The following is a 20,767-nucleotide window of genomic DNA, read 5'->3' as shown; positions in this document are numbered from 1 at the left end:
GGGTGTTCAGTACGCGGCGAGACTCCGGACGGCCGCCACGACCTTGTCCACGGTGGGGATGACCTGTTCCTCCAGTACGTCGGCGAACGGCAGCGGCACACACTCCCCCGCCACCCGGCGCACGGGCGCGTCCAGCATTCCGAACCCCTCGTCGGCGACGACCGAGACGAGGGTGGCGCCCCAGCCGCCCTGATAGGGGTTCTCCTCGACGGTCACGAGCCGCGAGGTCCTGTCGAGAGAGGCGAGGACGGTGGAGACGTCGAGTGGGACGAGACAGCGAAGGTCGACGACCTCCACCGAGATGCCCTCGCCGGCGAGGACGTCGGCGGCCTTCGACGCCAGCGGCACCATGGAGGCGAGGGCGACCAGCGTCACGTCGGCGCCCTCACGCACGACGGCCGCCCGCCCCAGCTCGACCACGTGCCCCGGCGGCGCGGGGGCTCCCTTGCTCGCCAGCAGTCCCTTGTGCTCGAAGAACACGACCGGGTCGTCGCTGCGGATCGCCGCCGCCATCATGCCGATGACGTCGGCGGGCGTGGCGGGGGCGGCGATCTTCAGCCCGGGGACGGTCAGCGCCCAGTTCTCCGTGGCCTGCGAGTGCTGGGCGCCGAAGCCGAGGCCGCCGCCGTTGGCGGTGCGCACCACGAGCGGGACGGTGACCTGACCGCCCGTCATGTACCTCACTTTGGGTATCTCGTTGGCGAGGTAGTCCCAGCAACAGGCGAGGAAATCCGAGAACATGATCTCCGCAACCGGCCGCATCCCGGTCATCGCGGCGCCCATCGCCGCACCCACGATGGCCTGTTCGGAGATGGGCGTGTCCCACACCCGTTCGGGCCCGAACTCCTTCAGCAGCCCGACGGTCGTCTTGAACACCCCGCCCGCCTCGCCGATGTCCTCGCCGAGGCACACGACGGCCGGGTCCCGGCGCATCTCCCGCGCGATGCCCTCGGCGACCGCCTCCCGATAGCTGATCACGTCCGCCACGCCGCACCCCCGTCCGCCCACACGTCGGTCAGCGCCTCGCCCGGATCCGGCGGCGGCGCGGCTTTCGCCGCCTCGACCGCCTTCTGTACGACGTCACGGGCACGCTCGTCGGCCGCGGTGACCGTCTCCTCGGGCACCCCCAGCTCGACAAGGCGTCCGCGCGCGAGGTCCAACGGGTCGTGCTTGAGCCAGCGTTCGACCTCCTCGGCGGGACGGTAGGCGGCCGGGTCGGCGCGACTGTGCCCGTAGTGGCGGTAGGTCTCGGCCTCCAGGAGAGCGGGCCCGTCTCCTGCTCGGGCCCGTCGTGCGAGCCGCGTCACCGCCTCGTGGACGGCGACGACGTCGTTGCCGTCGACGGCCTCGCCCGGGATGCCGTACGAGGGGGCGCGGTCGGCCGCGGGCCGGGCCACCGCCGTGACGTCGGCGATGGGCGTGTACTCCATGTACAGGTTGTTCTCGCAGACGAACAGCACGGGCAGCTTCCATACGGCGGCCAGGTTGAGGGCCTCGTGGAAGGCGCCGATGTTGGTCGCGCCGTCACCGAAGAAGGCGACGGCCACCTGCTGGGTCCCGCGCAGCCGGGCCGACCAGGCGGCGCCGACCGCCATCGGGAGATGGGCGCCGACGATGGCGTAGGAGCCGAGCATGAACGCGTCGGCCTTGGTGAGGTGCATGGAGCCGCCCTTGGCCTTGCACAACCCGGTCGCGCGGCTCATGAGTTCGGCGAGGCACTCCTCGGGCGTGGCGCCGCGGGCCATCGCGTGGTGGTGACCGCGGTAGGTGGCGAAGACGTAGTCGTCGGGGCGCAGGGCGGCGCTCGTGCCGACGGCGATGGCCTCGTGCCCGGCGGCGAGGTGGGTGGTGCCCTTGACCAGGCCGGACAGGAACAGGTCGTGGGCGGCCTTCTCCGTACGGCGGATGACGGCCATCTGCTCGTAGAGCGTGAGGAGTTCGTCGCGGCCGACCATCAAGTGCTCCCGTTGTTACGGGTGTTGAGGTGGGACTGGGACTCGCGGCGGGTGTTGAGCTCGCCGCCGACCGTCCAGTACTTGCGGCCCGCGACCAGCAGTTCCTCGGCCGGGAACTTGGTGATGACCTCGCAGCCGTCGGCGGTGACGACCAGCTCCTCCTCGATACGGGCCGCCGACCAGCCGTCCGCCGCCGGCCAGTAGGTCTCCAGGGCGAACACCATGCCCTCCTGGAGGACTTCGGGATGGTCGAGGGAGACCAGTCGGCTGAAGATGGGCTTCTCCCAGATCGACAGGCCCACCCCGTGGCCGTACTGCAGGGCGAACGCGGCTGTCTCGTCGGCGAAGCCGAACTCCTCGGCACGCGGCCAGACTTGGACGATGTCGGCGGTGGTGGCACCTGGCCGGACGAGAGCGATGGCCTGGTCCATGTACGCGCGGCAGCGGACATAGGCGTCCTGTTGCGCGCGCGAGGCGCTGCCGACGGCGAAGGTGCGGTAGTAGCAGGTGCGGTAGCCGAGGTGGCTGTGCAGGATGTCGAAGAAGGCGGGGTCGCCGGGGCGGATCAGGCGGTCGCTGTAGACGTGCGGGTGGGGCGAACAGCGCTCGCCGGAGATGGCGTTGACGCCTTCGACGTACTCGCTGCCGAGGTCGTAGAGGACCTTGCTGACGAGTCCGACGCACTCGTTCTCGCGGACCCCCGGGCGGAGGTAGCCGTACAGCTCCTCGTACGCCGCGTCCACCATCGCGCAGGCCTGGGTGAGCAGGGAGATCTCGTCGCGGGTCTTGGTGCGGCGGGCCTCCAGGAGGACCTGCTGGCCGTCGACGACGTCGATGCCCTCGGCACGCAGGGCGGCCAGGATCGGCATCTCGGCGACGTCGATGCCGAGCGGCTCCCCCGCGAGCCCGTGCTCGCGCAGCTCCTCGGCGATCCTGGCGGCGACTTCCTCGGCGATCCGGGCGTCGGGGTGGAAGGCACCGCGGAGTGTGGAGATCCCCGCCCGGGCGCCGGTGGGCGGGCCGCCGCCCTTGCCGTCGCTGTAGTCGAGCCAGGGGTTGTAGAGCTGGTGGTGGCGGGCGGCCGATCCGAAGTCCCAGACGACCGGTTCACCGCCGCGCACCAGCAGTGCGAAGCGGATCAGCTTGTCCATCGCCCAGGTGCCGATGTGCGTGGCGGTCATATAGCGGATGTTGGCGAAGTCGAAGCTGAGCACGGCGCCGAGCGACGAGCCGTTCAGCGTCTCGTGGAGCCTGGCCAGCCGCTCCTTGCGGAGCCGGTCCAGGTCGATGCGCTCTTCCCAGTCGACGGCATTGGGTCCGAAGGTCCGGATCGCCATGGCGACCACCCCCACTTCGGAGTAGACGACCGTGCCGCGTGAGTGTCAAGTGCTACTGAACGCCTGCTCCTGTACGCCTGCAACTGAACGCCCGCTACTGAACGGCTTGACCGGCGCCCTGGCCGAACACGAACCACACCCCTACGGCCGGTTCGGCGCCGTCGTTGCGGTAGCGGTGCGGGGTGGTCGACTCGAAGCAGACGGCGTCGCCGGGACCCAGCGTGTACTCGTCGAAGCCGAGGGTGAGGACGAGTGCGCCGGAGGTCAGACAGCCGTACTCGGTGCCCGCGTGCCGCATCAGGCCGCCGGAGCTGGAGGAGGAGCCACCGGGCCGGTAGGTCACCCGCAGGAAGTCGACGTCCGTGCCCGGAACATGCCCCAGCCGCTCCCACACGACCCCCGAGTCCAGCTCCAGCACCTCCCGCTCCCCAGGCGTGACCAGCGGTCCGATGCGCCGCCCCGGATCGGCGGCGAAGGCGGCGAGGGCGTGCAGGACGGTGGCGGGAGCAGCAGGTCCGGCGGACGCGGTCACGGCCGGGGGCGCGGCGATCCCGTCCTCGTAGGCGTCGAAGAGCGACTCGACGGATATCGACAGTGCGGTGGTGATGGCGTACAGGGTGCTCACGGACGGCTGGCTCTTGCCGGTCTCGATCTGGGACACGAGGCTCGCGGAGACTCCGGCATCACGCGCGAGGGCGCGCAGGCTCACGCCTTTCGCGAGGCGGGCCTGCCGGATGCGCGCGCCGACGGGCGGCACGGCGGCGGGAGACACGGCGGCTCCTCTCCGGAACGGACATGTTCAGCACCATTGAACAGCCGGGGCCGTCCGTGGCGCCAGGGTCTCGGGTGAGGCCGAAGTCCTCGCGCCGGCGCTCGACCGAACAGGGGCGAGCTCGATGCTGAACAGCACACCGCGCCTGCGCAGTCCGGCCGGCGTCTCCCGGAGCCCGGGCGGAATCCGCCTGGCGTCGTCCGGGAGCGTGCCCTCGATATCGGTGACGATCAGCCGTACCGCGGTCCGGTCACCCTGTGCGGGCCGGCAGTCCGGTCACCCTGTGCGGGCCGGGCCGACGGTCAGTTTCCGGACCGGATGAGTCCCGCGAGGTACCGCCACAGCGAGGACCGCCGTCTGGCGGCCTGGTCCGGTGCGGCGGGTGCGGCGGGCAGGCCGGGCGCCTTCGGTACCCGCAGCGCCGGTCCGGAGAGCTCGTAGCGCACGGGCAGCGAGCGCAGTCCTCGCATGAACGGCGAGGAGCGCCAGGGTAGTTGGTCGACGGGCAGGGCGAGCTCCAGGTGCCCGAACCGTTCGAAGACGCGGCTCACGCCGGCCGCCGCGATGGTGGACGCCAGCTCGCGGGCCGGGCACTGACGGGGGCCCGCGCCCCATGACAGATGGGCCCGGCTGCTGATGCTGGAGCCCGGCGCGATCCGGCCGGCGAAGAGAGGGTCGGCGTGCGCGGCGGCGGGCGAGACCCACACGGGGTCGCCGGCGCGGATCGTGTAGTTCCCGAGCCGGCTGTCCTCGGCCGCGAACCTCGGCACGAAGTTGACCAGGGGCGGCTTGCGCATGACCACGCGGTTCATGGCCTCCCGGACCATGCCGGCGGACTGGGCGGTACGCACTCCGCCGTCGGCATCCCCGGAGATCACCTCGACGACGGTGTTGGAGATGAGGATGCCGACGTGGTCGGAGGTCATGCCGAGCAGCATGAACAGTTCCCTGGCCAGCGCGTCGACCGAGAGGTCCGGGTGGGCGGCGAGCAGGTGGGAGGGGAAGTCGTCGCCCGGCTTCTCGATCTTGGCGGCGGCCAGTTCGGAGAGCGTCACCAGCAGGCGTGCCAGGGCGGGTTCCGCGTCCGGGCCGGCGTCCAGTACCCGCCACATGTCCATGAGGGCCTCGTCGCCCTGCGAGCCGGGGAAGCCGAGCAGATGGCTCGCCGCCATCAGCGGCAGGGGGCGGGAGAACTGCGCCGACAGGTCGGCCACGCCCGTACGGCCGCCGTGCGCGAGAAGGGTGATCAGCTCGTCGGCGTAGCCGGTGACGGCCGACTTGAGCCGCTTGGCCTGAGGGTTGCGCGGGTCCTGGAAGGTGCGCAGGGCCAGGTCCCAGGCGTCGCGCAGGGTGCGGTGGCCGGGGCCGCCCTGGATCAGCACGTGGTTGACCTCGAGGGACGGGCCGAGCGGCCAGTCCGCGGGCACCCGGCCCTCCGTGCGGGCCCGCCAGTTCTCCAGCCCCTTGGGCCAGCCGGCGTCGTTTTGGAGGACCTGGAGCGACTCGCGGTAGCCGAGCACCAGCCAGGCGGGCACGCCCAGCAGATCGACCGGAGCGACCGGGCCGTGGCGCTCGCGCAGCCGCTCGTAGACGAGTGCGGGACGCGTCTCGTAGTCCCGGGTCAGCAGGGGCTCGGGGGCGAGGGCCTCCAGCGGCGTGCCGTCGGACTCCGCATGTCCTTCGCCGCCTTCGTCGACCAGGTGGAATCCCATGCTTCCGCCGCCCCCGTCCACACCGTCCGTAACGGTCCGCAACCTGTGGGTGCTTGCGGACTCGGGAGGGACCGTACCTCAGGTGTCCGGCAGGTGACAGGGTGGGGTACTCGCCGGTAGCAGGCGTGCTCAAGCCCTCATTCGCGTTCGTCCTTCCCGGCCATCATCCGCTCGATGCGGTCGAAGCGTTCGTGCAGGGCGCGGACGGTCTCCTCGCTCAACTCCTCGGCACGATGGGCGAGATGGTGACGACGTTTCTGTTCCCGCCCGACGAACCAGGTCGCCAGGGCGGCGGTGACCATGCCGTATGTCGTGATCCCGACGATCATCATGACCGTGCCGACGATGCGGCCGCCGAAGGTCACCGGGAAGAAGTCGCCGTACCCCACGGTGGTCGCCGTCTCGATCGACCACCACAGTGCCTGCGGGTACGTCCGCAGATTGGCGCGCGGTGCGTCGTACTCGGCGACGATGACGGCCCACGAGCCGATGAGCATCACCACGCCGAGGACGGCCGTCGCGGCGCCCGCCGCCTTCAGATGCAGCGAGCGGCCCTCCCGGCCGAACAATGACTCGACCGCCCTGGCGAGGAATCCGGGCAGCATGTCACTCCTTGGGATTCATCGGCATGGGGTCAGTGTGGTCGGGTGCGGGTGTGCGGGCATGTCGGGCGGGGCGTTCGAGTTGCCGTCCGAGCTGCGGCGTTGTGGGCTGAGGGCAGGAGTCGGCGGGCCACGGCAGGAGGGCGGTCCCATGGCGGCGGAACCCCGCGAGGTGGCGGACACCTTCGCGTTCGCCTGCGGGGAGTGCGGTCACGCCTGGGAGGCCGGCTTCCGGGTCATGTTCTTCACCGATCCCCTGGATACCTCGGGCCTCACCACCCAGGAGTACGTGGACGAGGCGGGCCGGGCCGTCCGCTCGCCGCTCACGGAGGCGGTCTGCCCCGAGTGCGGCGGACGGCGGGTGCAGGTGCGGGCCGCCGGTCCCGCCCCCGAGACGCCCTGACCGGCTCGCCTCCGCCCCGCCCCGGCCGGGCGCTCCCCCGAACGGCCCGGTGCGCTGGTGGGCCGGAGCCGCCGATGGTGCGCTGAGGACAGCTCCTGTCTGTCGCGGCTTCTCTGGAGGCATCCGCCATGACCCGACGTCCGCCCCTCCCCGTACGCGTGCTGGCTTCAGCGCTGGCCGCGGCCGCGCTGCTGACCACCGCGGCCTGTTCGGACGACGGTGACAGCTCCGGTTCCAAGGCCTCCGACGCCGCCGCGTCACCCCTTGCCGAGGAGTCCCGGCCCGCCTCGCCCCTGGCCGCGAAGACCCCCACTCCCTCGGCCTCCGCCCGCCTCACCGAAACCGGCGCACGGGCCGCCCTGATCACCGAGGGCGACATCGAGGACGACTGGAACCAGGTCAAGGACGCCGCCCAGTGGGGCGACACCCTCCTCATCGGCAAGGTCGACGTCGCCGCCCTGCTCACCGCGAAGGCGAACGGCGCCGACTGCCAGAAACTCCTCGACGCGCTCTACGACGACGACCTGCTGGGCAAGCCGTCCGGCGCGTCCGCGCTGACCGGGTTCGAGCAGGGCGACTCCCGCCTCCTCTACCAGGTCGCCGCCTACGACCACGCCCGCCTCGACGCATCCTGGGCCTGGCTGAAGACGCTGCCGGTCACGTGCGACCAGTTCACCGCGATCGACGCCAAGGGCGGCAAGCGGACCGTCCAGGTGACCAAGGGCTCGCTGCCCGACGTGGGCGACGCGCGGCAGGATCTGCACGTGACGGTGCAGGGCACCTCGAACGGCTCGCCCGCCACCCTCTCCCTGGACGTCGCCGTCGTACGCGTCGGCGACGACGCCATCACCGTCACCGCCGGCGGGCTCGACGGGGACGAGCACCAGTCCACCGAGCAGGCCGTCCAAAAGGGCACCCCGCGACTGAAGGACGTCCTCTCCGGGAAGACACCGGCCGCGGGCCCCGGCCGAACCGGCTGACCAAACCCGACGCGATCGGCACGGCCGATCCCGCAGAGAGAGCCCGACACCGCACTGCCGGTTCCCCGCGCCCGACACCGCAGAGCCGATTCCGCACACTTGATCAGCCGATTCCCGGGACAGCGTGATCACCGGGCGGCACAATGGCGACGACGGTCACAGGTGCGTGCGAAGGAGCTGAGTCGTGAGTGAGAGCCACACCCCGGGCGGGTCGGCGAGGCTGAACACCGGAGTGGCGCACAACGCGCGTGTGTGGAACTACTGGATCGGCGGCAAGGACAACTACCAGGTCGACCAGCAGGTCGGCGAACAGGTCGCCGGGATGTTCCCGGTCATCCGGGACATCGCCCGCGCGGACCGCGAATTCCTGGGCCGGGCGGTGCGGTTCCTGGCCGAAGAGCGTGGCGTGCGGCAGTTCCTGGACATCGGCACGGGCCTGCCCACGGCGGACAACACCCACCAGATCGCCCAGCGGATCGCACCCGACGCGCGGATCGTGTATGTCGACAACGATCCCATCGTCCTGGCCCACGCCCGCACCCTGCTGACCGGCACCCCCGAGGGCGTCACCGACTACGTCGACGCCGATGTGCACGACCCGGCCGCGATCCTCGAACGCGCCGCCGGAATACTGGACTTCACCAAGCCGGTCGCGGTGATGATGCTGGGCATCCTCAACTTCGTGCTGGACACGGAGAAGGCGCGGGAGATCGTGGCGAACGTCATGGCCGAGGTGTCCTCGGGCAGCTTCCTGGTGCTCACCCACCCCACCTTCGACGCCGACCTCGGCGGTGCCGGCCAGATCCCGGCCATGAAGTTCTGGAACGAGAACGCCACCCCGCCGATCACCGCCCGCAGCGGCGAGGACATCGCCGCGTTCTTCGAGGGGCTGGACCTCCTGGAGCCGGGCCTGGTGTCGTGCTCGCAGTGGCGCGCCGATGCCGGATCGCCCACCGCGGTACCGCAGTTCGGCGCGGTGGCCGTGAAACCCTGACACCCGTGCAGACCGTCGCCGACGTGCCAGTGGAGGATTTATGACCACCCTTGCCGATCCCGTCCCCGGCGGACGCCCCGGTGACGTCGAGCGGGCCCGGGCGCTCGCGCAGGAGCTGTCCGGTCAAGGAGTGCACGGCGTCGTCCTGTCGTATGTCGACACCGCGGGTGTGGCCCGGGTGAAGTCGGTCCCGACGGCCCGGCTCGCCTCGGCCGCGGCCTGGGGCGTCGGCATGTCACCGGTGTTCGACACGTTCCTGGCGAACGACTCCATCGTCTCCACCGACGTTCTCGGTTCCCCGGACGGCGACCTGCGTCTCTACCCCGACCTCGACCAACTCGTCGCCCTGGCCGCGCAGCCCGGCTGGGCGTGGGCGCCGGTCGACCGGATCACGCAGGAGGGCGAGCCGCATCCAGGGTGCAGCCGCACCGCGTTGCGCCGCATCCTCGTCGAGGCCGCCGAAGGGCACGGCCTCACCTTCAAGGCCGCCATCGAGATCGAGTGGGCCGTCGGGGAAGGCCCGGCGGAGGGCGGCGAGTTCGTCCCCGCACTCTCGGGGCCCGCGTACAGCGCCACACGTCAGGTCGAACTGAGCGACTACACCGCCGACTTGCTGTCCGCGCTGGCCACGCAGGGTGTGGACGTCGAGCAGATCCATCCCGAGTACGCGGCCGGGCAGTTCGAGATCTCGGTGGGCGCCCTCGACCCGGTGGCGGCGGCCGACCGAAGCGTTCTGGTGCGGCAGACGATCCGGGCGGTGGCCCGGCGCCACGGGCTCGTGGTCTCCTTTGCCCCGGCGGTCTTCGCACAGGGCGTCGGCAACGGGGGCCATGTCCACCTCTCCGCCTGGCGTGAGGGCGTCAACCTGCACGCCGGCGGCGAGGGCCGGTACGGCATGACGGCCGACGCCGAGTCGTTCACGGCCGGAGTGCTCGGTCACCTGCCGGCCCTCACGGCCGTGACCGCGCCCAGCCCGGCGAGCTATCTGCGGCTCAAACCCTCCCAGTGGGCCGGGGTGTTCACCGCCTGGGGCCGCGAGACACGCGAGGCCGCGCTGCGGGTCGTCACGGGGACGGCGGGCCTGCGCGACCGGGTGGCGAACCTGGAGGTGAAGCCGGTCGACCTGGCCGCCAACCCGTATGTGGCCCTCGCCTGTCTTCTCTCGGCCGGGCTGGAGGGCCTGACGTCGTCCACTCCCCTGCCCGAGGAGATCGCCGGCGATCCGGCCCGTCTCGACCTCGCGGACGCGGCCGCCCGAGGCGTACGACGCCTGCCGACCTCGCTGATCGAGTCCGTCGAGGAGTTCCGCAAGGACGAACGGCTGCGGGCCGCGCTCGGGCCGGTCCTGGCGGACGCCGTGATCGCCGTACGGCAGGGGGAGATCGCGGCGGTCCACGGGCTGGACGACGAGCGGGTCGCGGCGGCGTACCGCTGGAAGTACTGACGTGGGCGCGGCCGGCGGGGCTGTCCAGGAGGCGCTCGCCGCGCTGCCGCTGGTGGACCACCACTGCCATGGTGTGGTCACGGCGGACCTGACCCGGGAGGGCTTCGAGGAGCTGATCACCGAGGGGGCCGCATGGCCCGGGATCTCGCCCTTCGACAGCCCCGTCGGCGTGGCGGTCCGCCGCCACTGCGCCCCGCTGCTGGACCTTCCGCGCCACGCGCCGGCCGACGTGTACCTGGATCGGCGGGCCGAGTTGGGCCGGCACGAGGTACAGCGCCGTTTCCTCGCCGCCTCGGGGACGGGCACGTTCTGCGTGGACACCGGGTACGCGCCGGAGGGCCTCACCACTCCGGCGCAGCTGGCCGGGATCGCCGGCGGCAGGGCCCACGAGGTCGTACGGCTGGAGGGCGTCGCCGAGGCGGTCGCGGCGAAGGGGGTCGAGCCCGACGAGTACGCCGACGCCTTTCGCACGGCCGCGCGGGAGTCTGTGGGGCGGCCGGGTGTGGTGGCGGTCAAGTCCGTGGCCGCCTACCGCACCGGCTTCGACCTGGACCCCGCCCGCCCCTCGGCCGCGGAGGTCACCGCGGCGGCCGGGCGCTGGCAGGCGCGCGGTGGCCGGCTGGACGATCCCGTGCTCGTACGGCATCTGCTGTGGACCGCGGTCGACCTCGGCCTCCCGCTCCAGCTCCACACCGGCTTCGGCGACAACGACATCCGTCTGCACCGGGTCGACCCGACCCACCTCACCGACTGGTTGCACCTGACCAGCGGCACGATCCCGGTGCTCCTGCTGCACTGCTGGCCCTACCAGCGCCAGGCCGCCTACCTGGCCGCGGTCTTCGAGCACGTGTACCTGGATGTGGGCCTCACCCTTCACTACGTCGGCCCGGCACGCGCCCGTGCCGTCCTGGAGGAGGCCCTTGAGATCACACCGTTCCGCAAGCTGCTGTACAGCTCCGACGCGTACGGTGTGGCCGAGTTCTACTGTCTGGGCGCGCTCGCCTTCCGCCAGGGTCTGGCCGGTCTGCTGCAGGACCGGGTGGAGGCCGACGAACTGAGCCTGCCCGACGCGCTGCGCATCGCCGAGTGGGCAGGAGCACACAATGCCCGCCGGGTCTACCGCCTGTCCGGCACCACCTGAAAGTATGATCAAGCAATGTCTGACATGACCGAAACCACGCCGGGCTGGCTGAGCGCCGACGACCTCGAACTCACACGCGCCCGTATGCCGATCCTGTACGTCGAGGCCGTGCCCGTGCGCGTCGACGACAGCGGCGAAGTCACCAGCGTCGGCCTGCTGTTGCGCATCGGCCCGGACGGGACGGTCAGCCGGACGCTGGTCTCCGGGCGGGTGCTGCACCACGAGCGGGTCCGTGACGCCCTGCTGCGTCACCTGGAGAAGGACCTCGGCCCGGTGGCGCTGCCCCGGATCCCGGCGTCCCTGCAGCCCTTCACCGTCGCGGAGTACTTCCCGACGCACGGCGTCACGCCGTACCACGACCCGCGCCAGCACGCGGTGTCCCTGGCCTACGTCGTCCCGGTCACCGGCGACTGCCGGCCCCGGCAGGACGCTCTGGACCTGGTCTGGTTCAGCCCGCAGGAGGCCGTGTCGCCCGCGGTGGAGAGCGAGATGCCGGGCGGCCACGGAGTACTGCTCAAGCAGGCGCTGGCCCACGTGGGCTGCGCGGTCTGAGCATCGCACTGAACGGTGTGACGGGGCGCTCCAGCCGCTCCCCGTCCACGGTGATGTCGACCGCCTCGTTGAAGAAGGCGAGCAGCCCCTGGACCGGGCCCACCGCGGGCAGCGGCTCCGGGTAGCTCCAGACGAGGTTGGGCGGCACGTCGGCCCCGCCGTGCCTCGACCAGTACTGGGCGGTGCCCTTGTAGGGGCAGCCGGTGTGGTGGTCGGTGGGTACGAGCAGGTCGAGGCGGACGTCCTCGGGCGGGATGTAGTACCGGGTGGGCAGGCCGGTCTCGAACAGCAGCACCGGTCGGCGGGTGTCCGCGACGAGCAGGCCGTCGATCTCGATCTGTACGTGGCGGCTGCTGGTCATGGCGTCGACGCGTTTGTGCGGGTCGCGGGGGTGGATGAAGATCTCTTCCTCCTCCTCGTACCAGTGGTCGAGTCCCCTGCCGCTGCGCCGGAACCACTCGAAGGCGATGTGGCCGGCCAGGTCGTCGGCCGCGAAGGTCCAGGCGGCGTTCGCCACCAGCTCGCCGTCGGCTTCGAGGTCGTAGAAGACCTGCGATCCGGTGTGTGTGCCGATGTGCGGGTTCTTGGCGGGGCGCAGAAGGTCCTCGCGGACGTCCGCGCGCGGGAAGGCGTACTGCGGTACGGGAAGGTCGGGCTCCCAGACGAGCACGGGGTGCCGGCTGTCGACGACGGTGACATCGCCCTTACGGCCGCGCACCCAGCGCTCGCTGGGCTCCCACATGAGGCCTTCGGGGGTGGTGCTCAGGGACCGCTCTGTGGGAAGTGGGCTCATGTGTCCAGTCAGGCACAGCGGAGGGGAGCCCGCCAGGGGTACGCCATGGTGGGGCCCACGGACCTTGAGCCGTTCGACGGCCTGACGCCCCCGGGCCGCGGAGGCCGAGTGCTCCTCTGTCAGTGCGCCGCGTCCAGCCGGGCGCGCTGGTCCGCCGTGAGGTCCAGGTCGACGGCCGCCAGGTTCTCCTCCAGCTGGGCCACCGATGACGCCCCGACCAGCGGGATGATCGGGAGGGCTCCGCCCAGCTGCCAGGCCAGGACGACCTGGTTGGCGGTGGCCCCGGTCTCCCGGGCCACGTCCCGCAGCGCCGCGAGGCGGGCCGGGGTGCCCGGGTGGTCGTAGTCGGACGACAGCCGGTCGGGGCGGACGTAGGCGCCCTTCAGGAGCGGCGAGTACGCGACCAGGGTCAGGCCGAGCTCGGCCCGCAGATAGCCGAGCAGATCGGGGCCCGCCGCGCCGAGGGTGCCGTCGGGGAAGAGGTCGGACGGCACGTCGGTCCGGGGGCGCAGATAGCTGTGCTCGTACTGGAGCACCTCGTAACCGGGCAGCCCGCCCCCGGCGGCCAGGGCACGTGCCCGCTCCACCCGCCAGACGGACTGGTTGCTCACGCCGAGCAGCCCGACCGTGCCCTCGGCGACCAGTGCGGCGAAGCCCTCGACGGTCTCGCGCTGGGGGACGGTGGGGTCGTCGATGTGGGCGTAGAGCAGGTCCAGCCTCTCCACGCCGAGCCGTTCCCGGCTGCGCTCGGCGGACTCACGGATCACCTTCGCGGACAGGCCTTCCGGGTTGTCGACGTAGCTGGTGCCGGGGGCGAGCGGGCGGGCGCCGAGCTTGGTGGCGATGACGATCTCGTCGCCGATGCCGCGGCTGCGCCGCCACCGCCCGAGGAGTTCCTCGCTCTGGCCGCCCTGGCCTCCGTCCTCCCAGAAGGCGTAGTTGCCGGAGGTGTCGATGAAGGTGCCGCCGGCCTCGACGTACCGGTCGAGCACGGCGAAGGACGTCTCCTCGTCCGTCCGTGAGCCCATGAGCATCGCCCCCAGGGCGAGGACGCTCACCTCACGGCGGTGGTTCGGGTCGGTTCCGATCGTGCGGTACTTCATGGGTGTCCTCCCGTTCGCACCCGGGTGTCCGGGTACGAACGGGAGTCTTCATGTTGAAGCGCACGCGAAGTCAAGGGTGCGCGTGGCTAGGTGGCGAACGGTCCCTCAAGGGCCGCCCACTGCAGCAGCATGATGGTCTTGGCGTCGGCGATCTCGCCGCTGCGGATCATCTCCAGGGCCCGGCGGAAGGGCAGTTCGAGGATCTCGATGTCCTCGCCCTCCTCGGCGAGGCCGCCGCCCTCGTGGGTGCGGGTCGAGGGGCCGTAGGCCGCGGCGTAGAAGCTGACTCGTTCGGTGACCGAGCCCGGGCTCATGTAGACGTCGAAGACGTGCTGGACCTCGCCGATGGTGTGCCCGGTCTCCTCCACCACCTCGCGCCGCACGGCGAGTTCGGGGTGCTCGTCATCGTCGTCGAGGAGTCCGCCCGGCGTCTCGACGAGCATGCCGTCGGGGTGTTCGTTGACATACACCGGGAAGCGGAACTGCCGGGTGAGCAGGACGGTTTCGCGGTCGGTGTCGTACAGCAGCATGGTGGCGCCGTTGCCGCGGTCGTGCGTCTCGCGCTGCTGCGTGCTCCAGGTGCCGTCGGCACGCTGGAGTTCGAAGGTGGTGGCGCGCTCCACGTACCAGTGGCTGGAGAGCAGCTTCACGTCCCGCACCTTCACGCGGGGGTTGCCGGTCAGATCCAGGCCGGTCCGGTCCAGGCCGGTGCGTCCGCGGCGGTCCGGGGTGTCGATGCCGGCGGTCATCGCGGACAGCCGGCCGTGCGTGCGTAGGTCATGGTCGCTGTCTACCACGGCCGCCGGTCAGGCCAGGGAAAGTACGTGGGTATGCCAGGCGGGCAGGTCGACGAACAGGCCCGGAGCGAGCAGGTCGTCGCCGCTACGGTCGTACGTCTGTGCCGAGAGCAGGTCGGTCAGCCGGCAGGGGCGGGCGGCCAGGTCGGGCCAGGGCAGGGGCACGTGTCCCTGCGCCGGGGCGTCGGAGTGGTTGACGATCACCAGGTGGCGGGAGCCGGGTCCGGTCCAGCTCCAGGCGAGGAGGGTGCGGTGGGTCTCGTTGTCCGGCCGGCCGGTGGCGGTGAGCAGGCGCCAGTCGCCTTCGCGCACGGCGGCCGCGGCGGGGAGCAGCCGGCCGTAGAACTCACGTAGCTGCTCGTCGGCCGGTTCCTGCGGCCGGCGGGAGAGGAACACCGGCAGGCGTACCCGGCGGCCCTCGAACTGGCCCTCGTGCCAGAGCGTCGCGCCGGGCAGGGTGGCGACCGTGACGGCCGCGGCGCGGTGGCGGGCGGCGTCGGGAAGGGCGGCGGCCGCACGGGGTTCGTCGTGGTTCTCCAGGAAGCGGACCAGGCCGTGCTGGTAGGTGGGGTCCGACTGGAGGTGGGCGCGGGTCGAGGCGGCGTCCTCGTGGCGGAGACGGTCGTAGAGCCGCTTGTCGTAGCAGTGGTCGAAGCCCTGTTGCTGCAGGGCCCGTTCGAGGTCCCAGTACGCCTCCGCGACGAAGAGGAGGTCCGGGTGGTGCGCGCGTACGCGCTCGATGACGTACGGCCAGAAGTCCTCGGCGGGGTGCGGTCCGGCCCTGTCCCCCCAGGTCTTGGCGAACACGTCGTTCATCATCAGCATCGCCATGTCGCAGCGCACACCGTCCGCCTGGTCGCCGAGGGAGGTGAGCGTGTCCACGGCGGCCGTACGCAAGTCGTCGTTGAAGGCGTTGAGTTGGACGACGTCCGGCCAGGGTGCGAAGTACGGGTCGCGGCCACGGGCGTAGATCTGCCCGGCGACCTCGACGAAGGCATCGGGCGCGCCGGCCAGGTCGTCGCGTGTGCCGCGGACCAGGCGGTGCGGGCGTGCGGTGAGCCAGGGGTGGTCGGGGGCCACGTGGTTGGGGACGTAGTCGAGGATCAACCGCAGTCCCCGGGCGGCCAGTTGCGAGCGGGCCTCGGCCAGCCCGGCCGCCCCGCCCAGGGTCGCGTCGACGACGTAGTCGCGTACGCAGTACGGGGATCCTGAGATGTCCGCCTCGGTGAGGTCGGGCAGGGCGTCGCGGAACGAGGCGCGCAGGGGCTCGTCGCGCAGGGAGATCGCGAGGCCGGCCGGGCTGCGTTGCCACACGCCCATCAGCCAGATGGTGTCGACGCCGGGCCGCGCGACCTCGTCCCAGACCTCGGCGGGTACGTCGCCCAGGGTGACCCGCCGCCCGTACCGTCCGCCCAACTCGCCCAGCCAGACAAGGGTGTTGATCTCGTACACGACCGTCATGACAGGGGCTCCTCGTCACCCGAGCCGGTGAAGCGTTCGTCGACCGGCCGCAGGGAGTCCCGGCCGCCGCGCTGCCCGTCGTCGGCGCTGACCACGTGGAACAGCGTCGCGGTGGCCGCCACCAGTTTGGTCCAGCCGGTCTGGTGGGACGCGCCGAGGCCCGCGCCGTTGTCGCCGTGGAAGTACTCGTAGAAGAGGATCAGGTCCTTCCAGTGCGGGTCCTTGGCGAACTTGGGCTGTGCGCCGTGCACCGGTCGGTGGCCGTCCTGACCGACGAGGAAGGTCGCGGGGGTCCCGGCCGTTCCACAGGGCGAGCGCGAAGCACAGCCGCTGCTCCTCGTCACTGACGCCGTTCACTGAGGTAGGGGCCCCACCGGCGCCAACCCGCCCGGGCCGCGTCGGCCTCCTGGAGCCGCTGCCGTTCGGCACCCGCCGCACCGCTGTCCGACACCATCGCCGCCTCCCTAGGGCAGGCCCTGCCGGCCCGGCGTTGCTCCCAGACTCCGGCGTACCGGGCGCGCCCGCAATGGGTGGGCGGCGGAGGGGTGGGTTCCCTGTCCGTCGGACGCGCTGATGTCCCCCATGGACGAAAGGCGGCAACAGCACCGAGCGGTACGGGAGGGGAGGCTCAGACGGCCGGTGCCGGGAACAGCATGCAGCTGCTGGTCGCGTGGGCCAGAAGGCGGTCGGCCGGGTCGAGGAGCCGAGCTTCGGCGAGGGCGGTGCGCCGGCCGCTGCTGAGGACACTGCCGACGGCGCGGACCTTGCCCGTGCCGGCCGTGATCGGGCGCAGGAACTTCACCGTCAGGTCGAGCGAGGTGTAGGCCATGCCCTGCGGCAGGGTGGACTGGACGGCACAGCCGGCCGCCGAGTCGAGCATCGTCGCGTAGATCCCTCCGTGGACGCTGCCGATGGGATTGTAGTGCTCCTCCCCCGGCACGATGGAGAACACGGCGTGCCCGTGGTCCACCTCTTCGAGGTCCATGCCCAGAGTGGCGGCGATCGGCGGCGCGGGCAGCCGACCGGCGAGTAGCTCCCGCAGGAAGTGCAGGCCGGAGCCCTGCCCGACGGCGGCCGCCGAGATCGCGGGGTCGTCCCAGTCGTACGTACGAGAGCGGTCCATGCGGCTTTCGTTCCTCCCTGGCCTCTGACTCTGCTTCTCGAAGCTAGCTGTCTCCTCCGCTGACTGTCAATGACGAAGCCAGGTGCCCTACGATGGGCGGTATGAAGTGGCTCGAGACGAGCACCGAGAACTGCACGGTCCAGCGCACCCTCGACCTGGTCGGCGAGAAGTGGACGCTGCTGCTCGTGCGCGACGCCTTCGTCGGGGTCCGTCGCTTCGACGACTTCCGCCGTCATATGGGGCTCTCCGAGGCGGTCCTCGCCGACCGGCTGCGCAAGCTGGTCGCGGCCGGGATCCTGGCCACCGTCCCCTACCAGGAGCGCGGCAGCCGGACCCGGCACGAGTACCGCCTCACACCCAAGGGCCGCGACCTGTGGCCCGTCCTGGTGGCCCTGCGGCAGTGGGGCGAGACCTACGTCGGCGATCCCGAGGGGCCGGTCCTGGACATCCGGCACCGCGACTGCGGCGCCCCGGTCCGGGTGGTGGTCGAGTGCCCCGACGACCACACGGCGCTCTCCCCGCGAGAGGTCACGGTGTCGCCGGGACCGGCTGCCCGTCCGCGCGGCTGAGCCGCGCCAAGGCCGCCGTCCGGCCGTCGCCGACAAGCCCCGTCACCGTGAGTACCGCGGCGACGGGGGCACTGCGGCGACGACGCGGGCCGCCATGGTGGACCTCACGGCCGACGACCTCCTCGAAGTGCCGGCGGTCGGCCGTGCGGCGAGGACCCGGACCCCACTGCCGGGCACCGCCGCGTCGCCGGGCGCGCCGAGTCCTGCGCGAGAGCACACCCGGCTGAGGGGCATGGAGGCTGCGTGCTAGGCGTCCGGCTGCCCGCCGGCCGGCAGGCGCGTGTCGGTGCGGCGGCGGCCTCGCAGCAGCAGGCGTCTACCGGGCCGTTCCACCGCCTCGTACAGGATCCAGGACAGGCCGAGGGAGACGGCGAACGCTACGGCGGTGACGGTCAGGCCCTCCGTCACGCCGTAGCGGGGTTTGACGCCGAGCAGGTTGGTCCCGGCCCGCAGGACCAGCAGGTGGACCATGTAGAAGGCGAACGAGAGCTCCCCCAGCCGTACCAGTCGCCGGTGGCGCCACAGCGACGGCAGGCCGCGCAGGTCCGCGACGGCCGCCGCCGGGATGAGCAGTGCGAAGCCGATGACGGTGCAGGTGGTGGCCGGGTAGCCGACGGTGACCTGCGGGACGAAGAAGTAGCCGATGATCGCCAGGGCGAGCGAGGCCTCCAGGCCGGGTCCGCGCCACCGGTCGAGCAGCACCAGCCGGGCGACGGCGGCCCCGAGGACGAACTCGGGCAGACGCGCGGCGGGGAGGGAGTCGATCGGCTGGCCGAGCCGGTGGTGCGTGTCCACCCAGGCCAGTGCCAGGACCGCCAGCACCGACGCCCCGGCCAGCGCCGCCGCTCCCCGCCCGCCGAGCCGGCGCAGCAGAAGGGCAAGCAGCGGGAAGGCGGCGTAGAAGAAGGCCTCGCAGGCCAGTGACCAGCTGACCGGGTCCAGTGTCTGCCACCACGGGCGCCACCAGGAATGCACCAGCAGGACATTTGCCAGCCCCTGGCGCAGCGTCGGCTTCGTCTGGTGGGCCAGCGTGTAGGCCATGAGCAGCGCGATCGCGGCGGTGACCAGGTGGACCGGCAGGATGCGCGCGATGCGCCGCCGCCAGAACGCGGGTGCCCGGTCGCCCGGACGGGCGGACCAGGTCAGGACGAACCCGGACAGCACGAAGAAGAACGACACACCTGTGGCGCCGGCCCCGAACGCCCAGTTCACCGTGCGGCCGGCGGTTCCGTCGAAATAGCGGAAGTTGTTCACGTGCAGTCCGAAGACCAGCAGCGCGGCGACCCAGCGCAGCCCGGTGAGGGACGGCAGTGAGGGCGCCGCGGCGGACGAGGGACTCTCGGGGGTGGCGGCGGTTTCGGTGGCGGACGGCGGCCGGGGCGCCCTGGTCGCCGTCGTCATCGAATCACCTGCCGGGGGCTGTGAGTACGGGGCGTGAAACGGGGCATGAAGGGGAACGTTGCCCGTTCAGCTCCTTTCATTCCGTCCCGTACCCAACGTCACACCAATGCCGACGAACATCGGTGGCGCACCGCTCAGCGACGGCCGTGCCGCTTGCCCAGACGTTCGAGTACGGCACGCGCCATCGCTTCCTCGCCCTTGGCGTTCGGGTGCGCCGGGGCAGCGGGCGAGGCCGGCTGGAGTGGTTCGATCCAGCGGTCCGCGGGCGCCTTGCACATGTCGTGGCCCCGCGTGGGGCCGTAGGTGTCGACGTACGTGACGCGGTTCCACTCGGCGACCAGGTCAAGCATCAGGTTCAGTCGCTTGCCGGTGTCCCGCAGATAGGGGAAGTCCCCCGCCGCGAACGGCACCGAGGGGTAGCAGCCGCTGCCGTCGTCGGGCAGCAGGTCCGGGTAGCCGACGACGAGCACCCGGGCGTGCGGTGCCCTGGCGCGCACGGCCCGCAGCACCGCGTCGACCTTCGGCGCCGTCCGCGCGATGTCGACCGCCAGCTGGTCGATCCCGGAGGAGGCGTAGTAGCGCCGGCACGGGTCCCCTGCCGGATCCTGGGGGCCGAGATGAGCGCAGGTGGCGATGATGGAGCCGAATCCGACGTCGTTGCCGCCGATCTGGACCGTCACCAGATCGGTGTCCCGGTGCAGCGCGTTCAGCTGCGGGTCGTTGGTGCCCTGTGCCTTCCACATGTTCTCGGTCGTCGCTCCGCTGCAGCTCACGTCCTTGAACGAGGTCACCCTGCGCTCCGCCGCCACGATCGAGGGGTAATTGTGGTCGGAGCGGGCGCAGTTCGCGTCCACCTGCGTCGGGATGAGCGGGCCCGCCGTGTACGAGTCCCCGAGCGACACGTAGCGAGTGTCGCGGCCGCCTCCCCCGCCGTGCGCCGCGGCAGGAGTCGTCGATACGGCGACGAGGGCACAGCCGCCGAGTGCCGCCCCCATCGCGATCCCGCGCCGCCGACGTCTCACAGCTGTGCCCGAACCCGTGTCGTCCGCCATGCGAATCCTCCCCCTGAGGCCCCTGAGACATGGACGTCGCGCGGAGCCGGCACCAAGGGGCGCGGGCCTCACACGCGACGGAGCCTGTATACCGTTCGGTATGTCCCCGGGGCCAGAGGCAGGACACAAGCAGCTGCCGCACCGGAGACAGAAGCCGTCGTGGACAGGAATCGATCATGGCGCGCGGGCCGAACTCCCCGCCGGACAGAGACGATACGTCCCTGTGACGCAGTCGGAACCGGCGGGCCCGTTGGGTCCCCGACCCAGGTAGGTCTATCGTCTGAATCGTGGGCCAGAACATAGAAGAGCGGCCATGATGCCGCAGGACGAAGCCGTGATCGGCTGCACGGGCACGGTTCTCATCGGAACCCGCGGATCCGCGGGCCCCGGCGAGGTACTGGTCCGGGTCAGAGGCGGTTCCGAAACCTTTCTCGCCTGGTCCGAAGATCCCCTGCCCACGGGGGCGACGGTGCTCGTGATCGAGTCGCGTGGATGTCGTGAGGTCGGCGTCATCGAGTGGGTGGATCCATTGGACGCGCTCGGCGGCGACGCCGCGGGCGCAGATTGAGGAGTAAG

General features: G+C 71.6%; 22 protein-coding genes. 8 read left to right on the top strand and 14 right to left on the bottom strand.

The window, feature by feature from the left end:
- Positions 1-6 precede the first annotated feature (6 nt).
- The 6 genes from OOK07_RS37850 to OOK07_RS37825 form a co-directional block, all read right to left on the bottom strand.
- Entirely contained in the window at positions 7-987 is a 981-nt protein-coding gene (locus tag OOK07_RS37850; RefSeq protein ID WP_266800991.1) for an alpha-ketoacid dehydrogenase subunit beta, read from the bottom strand.
- A complete protein-coding gene (locus tag OOK07_RS37845; RefSeq protein WP_266800989.1) occupies positions 975-1,955 on the bottom strand; it encodes a thiamine pyrophosphate-dependent dehydrogenase E1 component subunit alpha in 981 nt (326 codons plus the stop codon). The genes OOK07_RS37850 and OOK07_RS37845 overlap by 13 nt, the downstream gene beginning before the upstream one ends.
- Positions 1,955-3,292: a M24 family metallopeptidase gene (locus tag OOK07_RS37840; RefSeq protein WP_266800987.1), complete on the bottom strand. Its 1,338-nt coding sequence runs from the start codon at positions 3,290-3,292 to the stop codon at positions 1,955-1,957. The genes OOK07_RS37845 and OOK07_RS37840 overlap by 1 nt, the downstream gene beginning before the upstream one ends.
- A gap of 94 nt (positions 3,293-3,386) precedes the next feature.
- Entirely contained in the window at positions 3,387-4,064 is a 678-nt protein-coding gene (locus OOK07_RS37835; protein WP_266800985.1) for a helix-turn-helix domain-containing protein, read from the bottom strand.
- Positions 4,065-4,366: 302 nt separating this feature from the next.
- Positions 4,367-5,776 carry a cytochrome P450 gene (locus tag OOK07_RS37830; RefSeq protein ID WP_266800984.1) on the bottom strand — a complete coding sequence of 470 codons (1,410 nt, stop codon included), beginning with the start codon at positions 5,774-5,776 and terminating at the stop codon, positions 4,367-4,369.
- A gap of 137 nt (positions 5,777-5,913) precedes the next feature.
- Positions 5,914-6,381 carry a potassium channel family protein gene (locus tag OOK07_RS37825; RefSeq protein ID WP_266800982.1) on the bottom strand — a complete coding sequence of 156 codons (468 nt, stop codon included), beginning with the start codon at positions 6,379-6,381 and terminating at the stop codon, positions 5,914-5,916.
- Between the two features lie 148 nt (positions 6,382-6,529).
- Here OOK07_RS37825 and OOK07_RS37820 point away from each other — a divergent pair, with 148 nt between their 5' ends.
- The 6 genes from OOK07_RS37820 to OOK07_RS37795 all read left to right on the top strand — a co-directional run bounded on the left by OOK07_RS37820 (position 6,530) and on the right by OOK07_RS37795 (position 11,892).
- Positions 6,530-6,781, top strand: a complete 252-nt coding sequence (locus OOK07_RS37820; protein ID WP_266800981.1) for a hypothetical protein — start codon at positions 6,530-6,532, stop codon at positions 6,779-6,781.
- 128 nt (positions 6,782-6,909) lie between these two features.
- Positions 6,910-7,761, top strand: a complete 852-nt coding sequence (locus OOK07_RS37815; RefSeq protein WP_266800980.1) for a hypothetical protein — start codon at positions 6,910-6,912, stop codon at positions 7,759-7,761.
- A 184-nt stretch (positions 7,762-7,945) separates the two neighbouring features.
- On the top strand, positions 7,946-8,755 hold the full coding sequence (locus OOK07_RS37810; protein ID WP_266800979.1) for an SAM-dependent methyltransferase: 810 nt from the start codon (positions 7,946-7,948) through the stop codon (positions 8,753-8,755).
- A gap of 40 nt (positions 8,756-8,795) precedes the next feature.
- The gene (locus OOK07_RS37805; RefSeq protein ID WP_266800977.1) at positions 8,796-10,199 is read left to right on the top strand and encodes a glutamine synthetase family protein; all 1,404 of its coding nucleotides are present in this window, start codon (positions 8,796-8,798) and stop codon (positions 10,197-10,199) included.
- Between the two features lies 1 nt (position 10,200).
- Positions 10,201-11,340 carry an amidohydrolase family protein gene (locus OOK07_RS37800; protein ID WP_266800975.1) on the top strand — a complete coding sequence of 380 codons (1,140 nt, stop codon included), beginning with the start codon at positions 10,201-10,203 and terminating at the stop codon, positions 11,338-11,340.
- A gap of 24 nt (positions 11,341-11,364) precedes the next feature.
- Positions 11,365-11,892: an NUDIX hydrolase family protein gene (locus OOK07_RS37795; protein WP_266802212.1), complete on the top strand. Its 528-nt coding sequence runs from the start codon at positions 11,365-11,367 to the stop codon at positions 11,890-11,892.
- Here OOK07_RS37795 and OOK07_RS37790 read toward each other — a convergent pair.
- The 6 genes from OOK07_RS37790 to OOK07_RS37765 all read right to left on the bottom strand — a co-directional run bounded on the left by OOK07_RS37790 (position 11,855) and on the right by OOK07_RS37765 (position 17,169).
- Positions 11,855-12,685, bottom strand: coding sequence for a DUF427 domain-containing protein (locus tag OOK07_RS37790; RefSeq protein ID WP_266800973.1), 831 nt, complete (start codon positions 12,683-12,685; stop codon positions 11,855-11,857). The two genes, OOK07_RS37795 and OOK07_RS37790, sit on opposite strands and share 38 nt — an antisense overlap.
- Positions 12,686-12,804: 119 nt before the next feature.
- Positions 12,805-13,788, bottom strand: coding sequence for an aldo/keto reductase (locus tag OOK07_RS37785; protein WP_266800971.1), 984 nt, complete (start codon positions 13,786-13,788; stop codon positions 12,805-12,807).
- Positions 13,789-13,874: 86 nt separating this feature from the next.
- Positions 13,875-14,537, bottom strand: a complete 663-nt coding sequence (locus OOK07_RS37780) for an NUDIX domain-containing protein (protein ID WP_266800969.1) — start codon at positions 14,535-14,537, stop codon at positions 13,875-13,877.
- A 57-nt stretch (positions 14,538-14,594) separates the two neighbouring features.
- Complete coding sequence (locus OOK07_RS37775; RefSeq protein WP_266800968.1) at positions 14,595-16,046, bottom strand: alpha-amylase family protein; 1,452 nt, start codon at positions 16,044-16,046, stop codon at positions 14,595-14,597.
- Positions 16,043-16,297 (bottom strand): hypothetical protein, encoded by a 255-nt coding sequence (locus OOK07_RS37770; RefSeq protein WP_266800967.1) that lies wholly within the window; start codon positions 16,295-16,297, stop codon positions 16,043-16,045. The genes OOK07_RS37775 and OOK07_RS37770 overlap by 4 nt, the downstream gene beginning before the upstream one ends.
- Positions 16,298-16,674: 377 nt before the next feature.
- Positions 16,675-17,169 carry a PaaI family thioesterase gene (locus OOK07_RS37765; RefSeq protein ID WP_266800966.1) on the bottom strand — a complete coding sequence of 165 codons (495 nt, stop codon included), beginning with the start codon at positions 17,167-17,169 and terminating at the stop codon, positions 16,675-16,677.
- 101 nt (positions 17,170-17,270) lie between these two features.
- Here OOK07_RS37765 and OOK07_RS37760 point away from each other — a divergent pair, with 101 nt between their 5' ends.
- A complete protein-coding gene (locus tag OOK07_RS37760; protein ID WP_266800965.1) occupies positions 17,271-17,738 on the top strand; it encodes a winged helix-turn-helix transcriptional regulator in 468 nt (155 codons plus the stop codon).
- Positions 17,739-17,984: 246 nt separating this feature from the next.
- Here the strand turns inward: OOK07_RS37760 and OOK07_RS37755 are convergent, their stop codons facing one another.
- Positions 17,985-19,139 (bottom strand): acyltransferase family protein, encoded by a 1,155-nt coding sequence (locus OOK07_RS37755; RefSeq protein WP_266800963.1) that lies wholly within the window; start codon positions 19,137-19,139, stop codon positions 17,985-17,987.
- 134 nt (positions 19,140-19,273) lie between these two features.
- A complete protein-coding gene (locus OOK07_RS37750) occupies positions 19,274-20,191 on the bottom strand; it encodes an SGNH/GDSL hydrolase family protein (RefSeq protein ID WP_266800962.1) in 918 nt (305 codons plus the stop codon).
- A gap of 316 nt (positions 20,192-20,507) precedes the next feature.
- Between OOK07_RS37750 and OOK07_RS37745 the strand changes: the two genes are divergently transcribed.
- Positions 20,508-20,759 (top strand): NfeD C-terminal domain-containing protein, encoded by a 252-nt coding sequence (locus OOK07_RS37745; protein ID WP_266802210.1) that lies wholly within the window; start codon positions 20,508-20,510, stop codon positions 20,757-20,759.
- The last annotated feature ends 8 nt before the right edge of the window (positions 20,760-20,767 follow it).

The organism is Streptomyces sp. NBC_00078, from assembly GCF_026343335.1.
GTDB lineage: Bacteria > Actinomycetota > Actinomycetes > Streptomycetales > Streptomycetaceae > Streptomyces.
Note: the sequence above shows the minus strand (reverse complement) of the source record. Positions and strands in the feature narration are given on the sequence as shown.